This is a genomic window from Aromatoleum tolulyticum (genome assembly GCF_900156155.1).
Taxonomy (GTDB): domain Bacteria; phylum Pseudomonadota; class Gammaproteobacteria; order Burkholderiales; family Rhodocyclaceae; genus Aromatoleum; species Aromatoleum tolulyticum.
In genome coordinates this window covers 1-13,844 of sequence record NZ_FTMD01000007.1, presented here as the reverse complement: position 1 = coordinate 13,844, position 13,844 = coordinate 1, and the positions used below count along the sequence as shown (strand labels likewise).

Here is a 13,844-nt window from a genome sequence, read left to right as displayed (position 1 = left end):
GAACGCGGGGGCAGCCGGGGGCGCGATCGGGTGTGCTACGAGGGGTTTCAGGCCCCCGGGCGCGGCGCGCTTACCGCGAAGGACGGGGCGGGTGCGGCCGGTTCCGCTGCCGGTTCGGCGCGGACTTGCCTGTGCAGCCCCGGGATGTGGCGCTTGACGACGGCCAGCGCGAGGAAGGTGAGCACCATGGCGCCGCCGAGCAGCGACAGGTAGCTGTCCGCACCGCCGGAGGTGATGACGGCGGCGCCGGCGAAGGAGCTCAGGATCGCGCCGAGGCGGCCGAAGGACAGGGCCGAGGCGGTGCCGGTGGCGCGCATCATGGTCGGGTAGACGAAGGCGCACAGCGCATACATGGTCGCCTGGACGGCGATCACGAACATGCCGTGCACGCCGAGTCCGATCATCAGCCAGGTGGTGTTCGTGGCGAAGTCGACGCCTTGCAGCACGAAGGCGCTGGCCGCGGCGCCGATGCTGCACAGGATCAGCGGCCAGCGCGAGCCGTAGCGCGTGATGGCCAGTGCGCAGCCGAGCGACCCGATCACGCCGCCGAGGTTGTACGCGGTGAGGCCGGAGCCTGCCAGGGCGGCGGGCAGGCCTTCGGCGGCGAGCATCGTCGGCAGCCAGCTGAAGGCGGTGTAGGTGGCGAGCATGACGAGGAAGAAGCCGACCCAGATCGCCAGCGTGTCGCGCGCGCGGCCGCTCTGGAACAGCGCGGCGAAGCCGGCGCGCTGCTCGCTGCCGGTTTCGGCCACGTCGACGAATACCGTGCCGGGGTCGGCGGGGCGTTCCATGCGCGCGAGCAGGCGGCGCAGTTCGGGCCAGCGGGCGGTCTTGCGCGCGAGGTAGCGGGCCGATTCGGGCAGCAGCGCGAGCAGCACCAGGCTGTAGACGACGGGCAGCGCACCGCCGATCCAGAACAGGCCGCGCCAGCCGAGCACGGGCAGGACGGCGCCGGCGAACAGGCCGGCGAGCATGCCGCCGAGCGGATAGCACACGATGGTCGCGGTGACCGCGAGGGTGCGGCGGCGCGCCGGCGTGAACTCGGCGGTCATCGTCGAGGCGCTCGGCAGCGCGCCGCCGATGCCGAGGCCGGCGAGGAAGCGCAGCGCGGCGATCGCCGTGACGTCGGGCGCGAAGCCGATCGCAATCGTCGCGGCGCCGAACAGGAACACGCTGGCGACGAGCACCAGCCGCCGGCCGATGCGGTCGGCGACGATGCCGGCACAGGCGCTGCCGACGGCCATGCCGACCAGGCCCGCGGCCACGGCGGGCGCGAAGGCGGCCTTGGTGATGCCCCATTCCTTGATCAGCGCCGGGATGGCGAAGCCGATGAGCTGCCCGTCGAAGCCGTCCATGACGATTGCAAGGGCGGCGAGCATCACGACGAGCCTTTGCATCGATGTGAACGGGCCGTAGTCGAGTATCCCGCCGATATCGACGGGGGCGGACGAGGACTTCTGCTGCATCGGTGTGTCTCCGGTGATTGGCGGGTTCGCTCCGGGTTCGGGCGATCCTCTTCGTGGAAAACGATACTATCTTGATTGATGGACGGCAAGCAATTTGTATCACATTAGTAACGCGATTCCCGGTAGGCATGAGGTCGGTGCCGAAACGGCCTTGGGCGGGCGGATGACAAAATACGTCACACTCGCGCGGGAATTCCTCGGCCGGATTGTGGTCTTTTGCATGAGTTCGCACGTTGAATGGACGTGTCATCCTGCCGACGGGAGGTCACCATGAAATGGTTCAGACTTGCGCTTGCGGCGATCCTGGTGCTGGGCGTCGCGTTGCCGGACGTCGCGTCTGCGGATCGCGGCCGCATCGGCCGGCATCACGGCCACTCGAGCCTGGGCGTGCACATCGGGATCCCGCTGTTCTGGGGCTGGCCGGGCCCGTATTACGGCTCCCCTTACCGCTATTACGAGCCCTACCCCTACTACGCCTACCCGCCGTATTACGCCTATCCGCCGGTCGTCACCGTGCCGTCGTCGCCGCCCGTGTATATCGAGCGCGACGACGCGGATGGCGGCGGGAAGTCCGCCGGCAATTACTGGTATTACTGCGACCGCCCCGAGGGCTACTACCCCTACGTCAAGGAATGCCCCGGCGGGTGGGAACGCGTCGCGCCGCGGCCGTCGCGCTGAGGGAGGATCCGTACATGAACATCCGTATCTGTCTTGTGCCGCTCGCGGCGGCGCTCGTGACCGCGGGCTGCGTGTCGATGCCGTCCGGGCCGAACGTGCTCGTGCTCCCGGGCACCGGCGCGAGCTTCAATGAGTTCCGCGCCGACGACTCGGCCTGCCGCCAGTACGCGTACGAATACATCGGCGGCCGCTCCGCCGGGCAGGCTGCGGCCGATGCCGGCGTGCGCAGCGCAGTGGTCGGCACGGCGATCGGCGCGGCGGTCGGTGCCGCCGTCGATGGCGGGCGTGGCGCGGGCGTGGGTGCCGGCACCGGCCTGCTGATCGGCAGCGCCGCGGGCAGCGGTGCGGCCGAGGTGTCCGGTTACGACGCGCAGCGGCGCTACGACCACGCCTACGTGCAGTGCATGTACGCGAGCGGCCATCGCGTACCGGTGTCGGGCCGCTACTCGCCGAGCCGCTCGGATCGCTACCGCAGCACGCCGCCGCCCCCGCCCGCCGGCATGCCCCCTCCGCCGCCGCCCGGCGTGCGCTGACGCGCGTCGCGACGGTGATCGTCACGCCTGCGTTCAATACTTCACGCCAGGCCGGCGCGACGGATCGCTATGCTGGATCTCCGCGACGCTGGACAGCGAGCGCGTCGGGGCGAGCAGCGCTGTACGGGCGGCCATGCCGGGTGCCGCCGCGCCGATCGGCGATTCCGTGCCGTAACCCCGCGGTGCGACCGTAGTGGAGGACCGCCATGTCAGATGAGTCGAATTCCCGCACTGCCGGGCCGGCCGGTCCCTGGCACAGGCTGAGGAAGTCCGCCGGCCGGCTGCAGGACTGGTTCGCGATCCAGTCCTCGCTGGTCAAAGTCCTGGTCGTGGCGATCGCGCTGCTGATCCCCCTCACCGGCCTCTATTCCCTGATGCTGGCGCAGAAGCGCGCCGTGCTGGCCGAGGAGGTCAAGGCGATGGCGGTCGCCGGCGGGGCGGGGGTGTGGACCTTCGACGAGAGCGTGCCGGTGGTGCTCGGCAGCGGCTCGGTACTCGGCTTCCTCGATGCGAACCCCGTCGAGCGCGTCACGGTGATCTACGAGCCGCTGATGTGGAACCTGTCCGAGCGCATCATCCTCGTGCAGTCGCAGGGTCAGCAGCACGCCTATTATCCGAGCGACCTGGAAACGAAGATCTTCGCCGACAGGGCGGTCTCCGCGCCATGGTCCGGCCGGCTCGCCTTCATTCCCCGCGCCGAACTCGGCGAGGGGGCGCTCAAGGTGTTCGAGCGTCTCGACCAGCGCTTCGCCAACGGGCGCCCGCGTTCGGCCGACGACGGCTGGCGCTCCGCGGCCAGCGGCGTGCTGTCGGGCGCGCTGATGCTGGGCTTGCTGGCCTTCCTGTTCATGCAGCTGCGCGGTCAGTTCAAGTCGCTGAAGTTCATCGAGCCCGGGCAGGTGAGCGGCTCCATCGACGAACTGGTCGGCATGGACGATATCAAGGCCGAGGTCGCGCAGATCAAGGACCAGTACGAGCGGCGCGCGCTGTACGCCGAATACGGCATCCGCAAGCCGTTCAACGTGATGTTCAGCGGCCCCGCGGGCACCGGCAAGACCAAGCTCGCGAGCTACCTCGCGAAGGAGCTCAAGCTGCCCATCCTGTTCCACTCGGCGGCGAACCTGGAGACCGGCTTCGTCGCGGGCGGCGCGAACACCCTCAACCGCATCGTGTCGATGGCGAAGCGGCGCAAGCGCTGCATCGTCTTCCTCGACGAGGCGCAGGACCTCTTCATGAAGCGCGGCGGACGGCGCAAGTTCGACGACGATACCGCCAACACGCTGCTCGCCGTGCTCGACGGCGTGCGCAGCAAGGACGAGGCCGAGATCATCTGGATCGTGGCGAGCAATTTCAACAGCCAGACGATGCAGATGGACGAGGCGATGCTGCGCCGCTTCCAGATGAAGGTGGATTTCCGCCTGCCCAACCGCGAGGAGCGGCTCGCGATCATCCAGCACTACCTCGCACAACGCGCCGACAAGGTGCTGTCCGACCCCGATCTGAGCCACCTCGTCGGCGTCACCGAAGGACGCAGCCCCGCCGACCTCGAGACGATCGTCAACCAGGCCGGCATCACCGCGGTGCAGGCGGGCGAGATGATCGGCGCCGACACCCTGATGCAGGCCGCCGAGCGGGTGCTGGTCGGTAACGTCAATTCCAACACCACCGACGAACGCGAGCGCGACCGCCGCATCATCGCCGTGCACGAGTGGGGCCACTTCCTCGTCGACCTGCAGCGCGAGCGCGAGCTCACCAACGACGACTGGGACCGCATCCTCGCCGACATGAAGACGATCAAGATCTCGCTGAAGGCCATCCCGCGCAGCAACGCGCTGGGCTTCGTGTTCCACAAGCAGGGCACCAACCTGCTCAAGACCAAGGGCGACATCGAGCACGACGTGCGCGTGCTGCTCGGCGGCATGGCCAACGAGGAGCTCTTCTTCGGCGAGGACGGCACGACCAACGGCGCCCACAACGACATCACCCGCGTCACCCAGCTCCTGCATCACGCCGTCGGCGAGATGGGCATGTATCGCAAGACGCGCCTCAACTTCGGCGCGCTCACGAACGACGGGCAGGGCGGCAGCCGTGCCCTCGACGAGGAAACCCGCGCCATCATGGAGGTGCAGAGCGAACGCCTGTATGGCGAGACCAAGGCGTTGCTGGTGGAGCTCAAGCCGCTGACGGAATTCCTGGCGAACAAGCTGCTGGAGGCCGGCGAGATGAACCTGGACGAGGCGCTGGCGCAGATCCGCCGCTTCGAGGAAGGGCGTGTGGCAGCGGCAGCGGGACGGGGGACGATGCTGAGCGCTGCGGGATGATTGGGGCCATCATCCCGCGATGCGGGTAGGGCGCGCCGCTCAGGGCGCGAGGCGCAGCTCCCAGATCCCCGCCGGCGGCGTGTTGCGCCAGACCACCGCGGTGCGTTTCCAGCGCAGGTGGCGTGGCGCCGCGAAGGGCGCGCGCGGGTGGTAGGTGAACTGCACGAGCTTGCGTTCCGGATTGTGCGCGAGAAAGCGGCACAGGCTGTGCGCGGTCTCGTGCGCGACGTGTTCGGGAAGCGAGCGGAAAGGCAGGCTGGAGACGAGGACGATCCGCCCCGGGCGGTCGAACAGCGAATCGACCACGTGCCGTGCCGTCGCCTGGCGCACGTCCGCGGCCGGGTAACGATGGCGCAGGCGCTGCGCGAGGGCGGCCTGCAGTTCGACCGCGATCAGTGGCACGTCGGGGAGCTTCGTCAGCAGCGCGTCGGTGACCGGGCCGGTGCCTGCGCCCAGCTCGACGACGAGGTCCGCGCCTTCCGCGGCAGTCGCCAGTGCGTTTGCGAGTGTGCGCGATGACGGCAGCAGCGTGCCGGTCGAGCCCGGATTGCGCAGCATCGCGACCAGCAGCTGCAGGTGTGCGGACGGGGTGACGAGGCGGAACATGGATGCCATCTTAATCAGGCCCTCCGGTCCGTGGGCGGATGCTTGCGTGTGGAGATGTAACGGAGAGTGGCGGCGAGGGGCCGCGGGGAGGCATTTTCGCGGGCCGGGCCACAGCGTTGCCACTCGTCGCCACTCATTTCGGCGGCAGCGAAGCGTTGAAGCGCAAGGCCCGACTGACCCAGCGCGACAGGTCGGCGTCAGACTCGAAGCCGGGCGGTGCGACCATCACGAAACCGGTCAGGGGGCGCCCGGTGAAGTCCATCGGCCGCGCGTGGGCTCTGCGCAGGGCTTCCTCGTAGCGTTCGGCGCCGACGCGCACGACCAGCGTGTCGTCGACGATGCCGACGCACATGTGGCCGTGCAGCATGAAGGCGAGGCCGCCGAACATGCGCTTCTCGGCGATATCGTGGCGCTCCCTGAATTCATCCCGCAGCCGCTCGGCGAGCCCTTCGTCGAATGCCATCCTGCGCGTCTCCCGCGAATCGGGGGCGACCCCCATGCTGCAGTGTAGTACCGCAGCAAGGTCGAGGCGGGCGAATGTTCGGGCGATGCGGGCGCAGTCGCTCACCGCTGCGTGTCGCAGCGGAAGTCATGCTGCCCGCGATGGGGTGTGTTGCCCCTGAAGGTGTCAGCGGCTTGCCGGTTCAGCGGGCGTCTTCGGCTCTTCCGCCACGTCCAGCCCCCAGTCGCCGTATTCATACCAGTCTTCGCCGAGCATCTCGGCGGGATGCAGGGTGCGGCCGGAGCCGTTGCCGCAGGCGAGGGAATCGGCCGGGCAGTACTTGTCGCAACCCCAGCAGATGCGTTCAGGGTGCTTGGGATGCAGGGGAAACTTCTTGGCCATGTCGGGGAGCCTCGTGACCGCTTGGGATGCGGGTTCTGGAAATATCCGACAAGTTTACTCGGTCATCGTTGGCGGGCTTTGATGCCCGTCAAGACTGTCCGCCGCGGCGGCGGCTGCATCGCAGGCGCGGGCGGCGTATAGTCGCGTCTCCGCAGATTGCCCCCGTTCGCCGCTTCCGTTTCACGCGCGACGCAGGGCGCCACCGCCGCCGACCCGAGATGTCACTGCCCCGCTTCGATCCCGCCGAATATTCCAGCCAGCTTGCCGAGAAGGCAGCCCGCTTCGCGGGCGATTTCGCACCGCTGGGCGTACCCGCGCCGGAGGTGTTCGCCTCCGAGCCGCTGCACTATCGCCTGCGCGCCGAATTCCGCATGTGGCACCACGGCGACGGTCTCGTCGACTACGCGATGTTCGCTTCCGACGACCCCAAGACGCCGGTGCTGCTCGACGATTTCCCCGCCGCCGCGGCGCCGATCTGCGCGCTGATGCCGCGCCTGCGCGACGCCCTGCGGGCGAACGAGGTGCTGCGGAAGAAGATCTTCCAGGTCGAATTCCTCGCGACGCTGAGCGGCGAGCTGATGGTGAGCCTGGTCTACCACCGTGCGCTCGATACGGACTGGGAAGCGTCGGCGCGTGCGCTCGCGGCCGGACTGGGCGTGCAGGTCATCGGCCGCAGCCGCAAGCAGAAGATCGTGCTCGACCGCGACTGGCTGCTGGAAGAGTTCGACGTGGATGGCCGGCGCCTGCGCTACCAGCAGATCGAAGGCAGCTTCACGCAGCCCAACGGCGGCGTGAATCGCCAGATGCTGGGCTGGGCGCGGCGCCAGGTTGCGGGCGTGGGTGGCGATCTGCTGGAGCTCTACTGCGGCAACGGCAACTTCACCATGGCGCTGGCGCCGCTGTTCGAGCGCGTGCTGGCGACCGAGGTCAGCAAGTCCTCGGTGCGCGCCGCGCACTACAACATCGAGGCGAACGGCGTCCACAACATCACCATGGTGCGCATGTCGAGCGACGAGATCAGCGACGCCTTCGCCGGCGGGCGCGAATACCGGCGCATGAAGGAAGTCGATCTCGCCGGCTACCGCTTCTCGACGCTGTTCGTCGACCCACCGCGCAGCGGCCTCGACGATGCGACCGTCAAGCTCGCGCGCGGCTTCGACCGCATCCTCTACATCTCCTGCAACCCGAACACCCTGCGCGACAACGTCGCAGCGCTCGCCGACACGCACGAAATTTCCGCTGCGGCGGTCTTCGACCAGTTCCCCTACACCCATCACCTCGAGGCCGGCCTGCTGCTGACGCGGCGCGGCTGATCGCCGTAGCCGGCGTCGCACAGCCGTCTTCCGGCACCAACGCGATTCACGGTCTACGATGAATAGCCGCCCGGCATGATGCCGGGTGGCAGTCCATCCCCGACGCCGCCGCGGGGATGCGTCCGTCCCGTGTCGGGCCGGGCGCACCTGAGCGGCGACATGGACGGCAGGACCATAAGAATCACAAGACGAGGGCGAACGTCATGGAATGGTTCGACAACATCAGTCTTCGCGCCAAGCTGCTCATCAGCCTGGGTGTCTCCTGCGGTTCGCTGATCCTCGCGATCGCCTTCTGCCTCTACCAGCTCGACAAGATCATCCGCACTTCGGACGAGATTGCCGATACCTGGCTGCCCTCGGTCCAGCTCGTCGGCCGCATCAGCCAGGAGCGGCTGCGCTACCGCGTGCGCAGCCTCGAGTTCATGCTGCCCGGCAGCCCCGAGGAGAAGGCGAAGATCGAACAATCCCTGTCCGAACTCGATGCCGCGCTCGGCAAGGCGATTGACGAGTACGAGCGCCAGGATATGTCCGATGCGGAACAGCGGCTCCTCGGCGAGATCCGTGGCGCGGTTGCGAACTACCGCGAAGCGGTGCGGAAGGCCGTCGCGCTCGCCAAGGAGGGGCGGGAGAACGAGGCGCAGGCGCTGCGCCGCGACGAGTGGGTAAAACGCGCGAACGAGCTGCGCGACAGGACCGATGCGCTGGTGAAGTTCAACCGCGATGGTGCGGCGGCGTCGAAGGCGCGAATCGCCGCTTACGCGCAGGACGCCCACGTGTGGACGCTGGCGGCGACGGCGATCGCCCTCGTGATCGCGGCCGTGGTGTCCTACCTGATCTCCCGCCGCATCATCGAACGGGTCCAGTCGGTGGCCGAGACGTCGCGGCGCATCGCGGGCGGCGACCTGACCGGAGCGATTCCCGGCGGCGGCCGCGACGAGCTCGGCCAGCTGATCCGGTCGATGCGCGAGATGCAGGAGTCCCTGCGCAGCGCGCTCGGGGAAACCCGCCGCAACGCCGACCGCATCACCGATACGTCGCGAGAGCTCGCCGGCAACGTCGAGCAGCTCGAACGCAGTGCCGGGCTGCAGGCCGAGGCGTCGACGTCGATCGCTGCGAACATCGAGCAGCTCACCGTGTCGATCAACCACATCTCGGAGGCGACGACCGACGCGAGCCGGCTCGCGGGCGACTCGGACCGCCTCGCCGAGACCGGCAGGACGAACATCGAGCGGCTCGTCGGCGAGATCCAGGGCGTGGCCGTGACCGTCGAGCAGGCGGCCGACGAGGTCCGGAAGCTCGCCGAGCAGTCGCAGAAGATCTCGCTGCTGGTGGCGGTGATCAAGGACATTGCCGACCAGACCAACCTCCTCGCCCTCAACGCCGCGATCGAGGCGGCGCGCGCGGGCGATCAGGGGCGCGGCTTCGCCGTGGTCGCCGACGAGGTTCGCAAGCTCTCGGAGCGCACGGCCCACTCGACGACGGAAATCACCACCACCGTCGATTCCATCCTTGCGGCCACGCGCCAGGTCGTCGACGGCATCCATTCGGGCGTCCATGCCGTGAACACCAGCGTCGGGCACGCGCGCGACACCGGTGCGGCGATGGCGCTGATTCAGGACAAGGCGAAAGAGGTCGCGACGGTCGTCGCCGGCGTCGCCGACGGCCTCAAGGAACAGACCGCGGCGGCCACCGACGTGGCCCAGCGCGTCGAGCAGATCGCGACGAATGCCGAGGCGTCGAGCAGCGCGACGTCGAGCACCGCGGCCTCGGCACGCACGCTGAGCGGCATCGCGGAGGAGATGCAGGGAATGGTCGGCCGCTTCCGCGTGTGACGCGGACGACCGCGGACCTCAGTGCCGGCGGGGCCCCGTGCGCCGCGCCGGCGCGGGCGGATCGGGAAGGTCGGCATCCTGCAGCGGATAGGAATCGGCGAAGTAGGCCGGTCCCTTCATGATCAGCACGATCACGGCCCCGATCGCGAGCACCGCGACGCTGCTGAAGGTCAGGCCCAGGATGCTGATGCCGATGATGTCGGCAGTGGTGATGCTCGCCGTGGGATCCGGACCGATGCCGGCCCAGGCCATCAGGCGGGCGAGTGCCGGTGCCAGCGCGGCGACCAGCATGCCGCCCGCCAGCACGAAGGGAAGCCGTACGAGCAGGCTGCGTTCGAACGCCGTCGAGACCGCGTTCCTGTCGGGGGAAATGGGGGAGTTCATGGCGACTCCTTTCGTTCTGGTCGGAGTTTGACGCAGGGGGGAGCGGATGATTCCGTGCGAACCGTTTCGTTCTGTGACGACGCCGGGCTACTCGACGCTCGACAGCATGCGCCTGAGTCTCCTCAGGGTTGTGCTCCAGCATTTTCTAATTTCGCTACATCCTGCTTCTCCAAGCAAGAAATTGAATTCAACCGTCTTGTCTGGTGATGATAGAACAGCCGAATAGCATTGTCCGCCATAAGGGGAATACTCGCCATTCGTGGGGCTCCATCCACAAAGCCAAAAGGTCTCGTAGACGACCCACTTGCCCATATTCCTCTTTGAAACCGGAGCAGTCGGGTCGGAAATCTTCACCACGCCTTCTGAGCTGACCCAGTAGTTCTGACCGCCGCGAATGTTGCTGCAGACAGTAATTGAGTCAAGGCAGGAAGATGCCGAGTCGAACTGAGTCCCTCCGATGGGGTGAAGTTTGCGCAATTTGATGTGGTAATAACTTGGGCATGCCGAGTCATCAGCCGGGCATGCTATCTCCGGCGCGTGATACGTTATGCGCGAATAATCAGAGGTCGGGTAGTGCAATAAGATCCCGCCGCCGCTGAAGGTTAATGAAGAATCATTCGCCTTTGCATTAATCGAAATGCATAATGAGAGAATGATAGACAGCCATATATATGGTTTATACGGCATCACATAATATCCCGTGTATTCTTAATGTGTGGTGTGTTCTGTTGTCGAGACCATTCGTTCCACCATTTATTCCGCGTGTTACGGTTTCGACGCTGGCATCATCAGGACTATCTTCGCCCACCAACGCATTGATGGAGCTTCTTTCATGAGGGGTTCCTCTGTGTGGCGATGCTGTCCAATACCAACCACCGGTATCAATCGTTGTGTAAGGATCTGCCAATACTCTTTCCGGGTCGTCTATGCGAGGGCGCATTACATTTCTTGCGGCACTCCACCATGACGCGGTGTAGGATCGGCGGTCAATCCAGCCTCGATATACCCAATATTCTGAGTAATTGTACTTGCCGGTGATCTGTTTCATGCCTCTTCCGCGAAAGAGGTATCCATCTCCGGGTTGATCGTTTCCCATTCTTCCGCCATAGAGCTGATTGCAACTGGACTCGCTACGCCGTTCACTCATCATCGTTAATGTTCTTGATTCTTCGGCGCCTTGCCCAAAGAAATGGCTAAGTCGTGAGGGGTGTTGATGAACGAGATATTTTCTAATGCAGAGATTTATTGCGTGTCGGAATCTTTCTCTCGTTGCGTCGTCCAGCGCATTCGGTGCGGTATTTATCACTCTGCCTGATTTTTGTTCGTAGTTGTTCGGATAAATTCGCTCTAATTCGGTTCGGCTTAGCCAGCCACTCATTCTCATAACCGAAATGAATTCAGCGGGGTGAAGTCGCCAAGCCGCGGCAGTGTATTCCGTCGGTAGATCGGGGAAGCTGATAGCGCGCAGGTGCTGTTCGAAGTTGGTCCAAGCGTCAGCGTTCTCGGCGAAAGGTTGGAGTTCGCGGACGAAGGCGTAGCGCGAATTGATCGTGGTCTGGTCCAGTTCGCTGGGGAATCGGCATACGAGGCGGCGCAGTTTTAGGGCGACATTGACGTCGCCCAGCCTAGGGGCTAGATTGGCCGTTTCCAGGCGACCGGTACGCTGGGTGTCGGAGTCCGCGATCAGATTCTTCAGGTTGTTGGAGTCGCAACGCTGATCGTCAGGGCTGGGGTCGTCATCTATGAAATTCCAGCCGCAGATCGGCAGGAAATCGGCATCGCTGAATTTGTACGTCCCCTCGGCATTCAGGTCGGCCCAAATGGATTGCCCGTTCGGCCCCGGGATCTCGCGCCAATGTGCGACGTCGGTGGGTAATGGATCCTTGTCGGCCTGGGCGGCGCCGCGCCCGAGGTTGCGCCCGAAGCGCAGCAGCTCGTACCAGCCGCTCGGACTGCTCCGCGCACGCACGGCTTGCGGCAGGGTGTTGTGCCGCCGATGTGCTTCGCTGTAAAGGTCATATTCGACATTATCTTGCCGGGGCTGCGGAAACCTGCGCCCGATAGCGCTGTGACTCGTGAAACTACAGTGACCCCGGTCATAGGTCATCTGCAGCCACAGTGGTTCGCCCAAGGTGGACTGAGTGATTGTGCGCTGATGGGTCTGAGGCCGGGTGGCGCTCGTCGGTGTGCTCGCAGGCAGGTAGAACCAGATTGAGCCAAAGACTGCGTCGATGCGTCCGTCCGCGGTGGGGGCCGGGATGTTGTCAGGAGCGACCCAGGCAGGGCGACGCCCGATGAGGCGCGTCAGGTTGGCATCGTCCAGGCAAATCTCGAAATGAATTTGTCCCGAATGGCCATATATCTGCCCCGCGCGCCCGATCTCGTCCTTGCGCCAGACTCGATCGCCGGCCTGCAATATCCGCGGCGAGGTTTGGCCGGTCGGAGTGATGCGTGCTATTTGGCAGAGATGTGTGACGAGGCTGAAATAGACGATTTCAGTCGGTTGGCCGCCGTTGGCGCCGATCTCGGTAGTGTGTCGGATGATGATGCAGCCGTTGTCCGTCCAGGCGGGGGTATCTTCGAACGGGTTGTAGTTCTGAGGATCAGCGGGGGACGTGTTGCCTTCTCTCGGCTGAGCGACGTAGATCACCACCCCGTCGGCGATGGCCCGCACAACGGTATGACCGTCGGTTCCCTGCTGACCTTGCAGGTGTAGGCCGTTGTGCCAGGCGAATTGGTTGCTCACGGGATAGGAGCCTTCCGGAGCACCCGTGTTGGCCAGTTGCCCGGTAGGTTGCGTCATCGCCGCGCCGAGCCACGCTTCGTCGCTCTGGTTGGCATTGCGCTGGGGAAGGAATGGGGGGCTGATGAGCATACCGAGGCCTCAGATCGAGACGGGATATTTCGCGGTCCGCTTGCTCTCAATAGCGAGTTCAGATCGCGGGAAGTTGTGGGATAGCGGAGCTGCGCTTCGGGGCCCTGTTAGATTCTTTCGACTCGCCTTCAGCTTTACGGCGCCGGGCGCATGCAGCTGGATGTTGCCGCCCTCGATCCTGAGATACGCCCCCTGTGCGGTGGCGAGGATGTGCTTGCGGGCGCTGGCCGATAGCGCGGCGGTGGTGCTGGCGACGGTCACCCGCTTGTCGGCGGCGGCGTTGAGCTTGCCGCTCTGGCTTTGCACGCTGACTTCGCCGCTGGCGGCATGCAGGTGGATGCCGGTTTCGGTGATCGGCTGCGATCCGGTGCCCGCCTTGCCGGCCGTGAACAGGGCCAGGCCGCGGGCGACGGCCATGCTGTGGTTGCCCTGGCTGACGAGCTGGGTGTCGCGGCTTGTGCTGACGAGGTTCGTGCCGGCGGCGAGGATCAGGTCCTGCGGGGTGAGCTGGGCGATGCCGGCGGGGGCGCTGTATTGCACGCGCGGTTCGGACCAGGCGGTGACGGTGCCGGTGCCGCCGCCGGCGGCGAGGAAGCTGCCGGGGTTCGTCGCATGGCGGTCCGCGGCCTGCCGGTCTGCAGTGCTGCGCAAGACTTCCAGGGCGCGATCGAGCGAGGTGCCGGCCGGCAGTTTGTCGGGCGTGTCGTCGGCGCCCAGGCCGGCGTGGTGCTTGTGTGCGATCGCGGCGAGTCCCTTGACGAGGTCGTGGGCCTCTTCGCTGCGTTCGATCGCTTCGCGGCTGTCGAGGTGGTGGCCGCGGCTGGCTTCGCGGGCGTTGCCGCTCTGCTGCTTGAGGTGGCCCAGTTGCAGGCGGGTGTCGTGGGCGGTGCTCGACAGTTCGATGCGCGATTCATTCGCGGTGTCGTCGAACACGAGCTGGTTGTAGCCGCCCTGGCCGCTGCGGGTGGCGGCGAGTTCCTGCGTCTTGATGC

The 13,844-nt window shown here is 66.1% G+C and carries 12 protein-coding genes; 5 read left to right on the top strand and 7 right to left on the bottom strand.

Translation table 11 applies throughout. The features are described from left to right. Positions 1-47 precede the first annotated feature (47 nt). Positions 48-1,466 (bottom strand): MFS transporter, encoded by a 1,419-nt coding sequence (locus tag BW991_RS11760; protein WP_076602309.1) that lies wholly within the window; start codon positions 1,464-1,466, stop codon positions 48-50. A 270-nt stretch (positions 1,467-1,736) separates the two neighbouring features. Between BW991_RS11760 and BW991_RS11755 the strand changes: the two genes are divergently transcribed. The 3 genes from BW991_RS11755 (at position 1,737) to BW991_RS11745 (ending at position 4,998) form a co-directional block, all read left to right on the top strand. Further along, positions 1,737-2,144 (top strand): hypothetical protein, encoded by a 408-nt coding sequence (locus BW991_RS11755; protein ID WP_076602308.1) that lies wholly within the window; start codon positions 1,737-1,739, stop codon positions 2,142-2,144. A gap of 14 nt (positions 2,145-2,158) precedes the next feature. After that, a complete protein-coding gene (locus BW991_RS11750) occupies positions 2,159-2,677 on the top strand; it encodes a glycine zipper family protein (protein ID WP_076602502.1) in 519 nt (172 codons plus the stop codon). A gap of 206 nt (positions 2,678-2,883) precedes the next feature. Next, positions 2,884-4,998, top strand: coding sequence for an AAA family ATPase (locus tag BW991_RS11745; RefSeq protein WP_076602307.1), 2,115 nt, complete (start codon positions 2,884-2,886; stop codon positions 4,996-4,998). A gap of 39 nt (positions 4,999-5,037) precedes the next feature. Here BW991_RS11745 and BW991_RS11740 read toward each other — a convergent pair whose 3' ends face one another. The 3 genes from BW991_RS11740 to BW991_RS11730 form a co-directional block, all read right to left on the bottom strand. Then, entirely contained in the window at positions 5,038-5,613 is a 576-nt protein-coding gene (locus tag BW991_RS11740; RefSeq protein WP_084205064.1) for a class I SAM-dependent methyltransferase, read from the bottom strand. A gap of 124 nt (positions 5,614-5,737) precedes the next feature. Continuing rightward, on the bottom strand, positions 5,738-6,067 hold the full coding sequence (locus BW991_RS11735) for a TfoX/Sxy family protein (protein ID WP_076602305.1): 330 nt from the start codon (positions 6,065-6,067) through the stop codon (positions 5,738-5,740). Positions 6,068-6,232: 165 nt separating this feature from the next. After that, complete coding sequence (locus tag BW991_RS11730; protein ID WP_076602304.1) at positions 6,233-6,448, bottom strand: DUF3079 domain-containing protein; 216 nt, start codon at positions 6,446-6,448, stop codon at positions 6,233-6,235. Between the two features lie 218 nt (positions 6,449-6,666). On the opposite strand from BW991_RS11730, the gene trmA reads away from it, so the two are divergent. Together trmA and BW991_RS11720 are read left to right on the top strand one after the other, a co-directional pair. After that, on the top strand, positions 6,667-7,761 hold the full coding sequence (gene trmA, locus BW991_RS11725; RefSeq protein ID WP_076602303.1) for a tRNA (uridine(54)-C5)-methyltransferase TrmA: 1,095 nt from the start codon (positions 6,667-6,669) through the stop codon (positions 7,759-7,761). Positions 7,762-7,964: 203 nt separating this feature from the next. After that, positions 7,965-9,593: a methyl-accepting chemotaxis protein gene (locus tag BW991_RS11720; RefSeq protein ID WP_076602302.1), complete on the top strand. Its 1,629-nt coding sequence runs from the start codon at positions 7,965-7,967 to the stop codon at positions 9,591-9,593. Between the two features lie 18 nt (positions 9,594-9,611). On the opposite strand, the gene BW991_RS11715 is transcribed toward BW991_RS11720, so the two are convergent. The 3 genes from BW991_RS11715 to BW991_RS11705 form a co-directional block, all read right to left on the bottom strand. Then, positions 9,612-9,977, bottom strand: a complete 366-nt coding sequence (locus tag BW991_RS11715) for a hypothetical protein (protein WP_076602301.1) — start codon at positions 9,975-9,977, stop codon at positions 9,612-9,614. 676 nt (positions 9,978-10,653) lie between these two features. Next, positions 10,654-12,852, bottom strand: coding sequence for a M23 family metallopeptidase (locus BW991_RS23675; RefSeq protein WP_076602300.1), 2,199 nt, complete (start codon positions 12,850-12,852; stop codon positions 10,654-10,656). Between the two features lie 9 nt (positions 12,853-12,861). Then, positions 12,862-13,844: DUF2345 domain-containing protein (locus BW991_RS11705; protein WP_139335927.1), on the bottom strand; the 983-nt coding region annotated here is incomplete at its 5' end.

Bases quoted from the DNA above. Each gene is read 5' to 3' on its own strand.
- BW991_RS11760 (WP_076602309.1), bottom strand. From the start codon at position 1,466: ATGCAGCAGAAGTCCTCGTCCGCCCCCGTCGATATCGGCGGGATACTC.
- BW991_RS11720 (WP_076602302.1), top strand. From the start codon at position 7,965: ATGGAATGGTTCGACAACATCAGTCTTCGCGCCAAGCTGCTCATCAGC.
- BW991_RS11740 (WP_084205064.1), bottom strand. From the start codon at position 5,613: ATGGCATCCATGTTCCGCCTCGTCACCCCGTCCGCACACCTGCAGCTG.
- BW991_RS23675 (WP_076602300.1), bottom strand. From the start codon at position 12,852: ATGCTCATCAGCCCCCCATTCCTTCCCCAGCGCAATGCCAACCAGAGC.
- BW991_RS11745 (WP_076602307.1), top strand. From the start codon at position 2,884: ATGTCAGATGAGTCGAATTCCCGCACTGCCGGGCCGGCCGGTCCCTGG.
- BW991_RS11735 (WP_076602305.1), bottom strand. From the start codon at position 6,067: ATGGCATTCGACGAAGGGCTCGCCGAGCGGCTGCGGGATGAATTCAGG.
- BW991_RS11750 (WP_076602502.1), top strand. From the start codon at position 2,159: ATGAACATCCGTATCTGTCTTGTGCCGCTCGCGGCGGCGCTCGTGACC.
- BW991_RS11715 (WP_076602301.1), bottom strand. From the start codon at position 9,977: ATGAACTCCCCCATTTCCCCCGACAGGAACGCGGTCTCGACGGCGTTC.
- BW991_RS11730 (WP_076602304.1), bottom strand. From the start codon at position 6,448: ATGGCCAAGAAGTTTCCCCTGCATCCCAAGCACCCTGAACGCATCTGC.
- BW991_RS11755 (WP_076602308.1), top strand. From the start codon at position 1,737: ATGAAATGGTTCAGACTTGCGCTTGCGGCGATCCTGGTGCTGGGCGTC.
- trmA (WP_076602303.1), top strand. From the start codon at position 6,667: ATGTCACTGCCCCGCTTCGATCCCGCCGAATATTCCAGCCAGCTTGCC.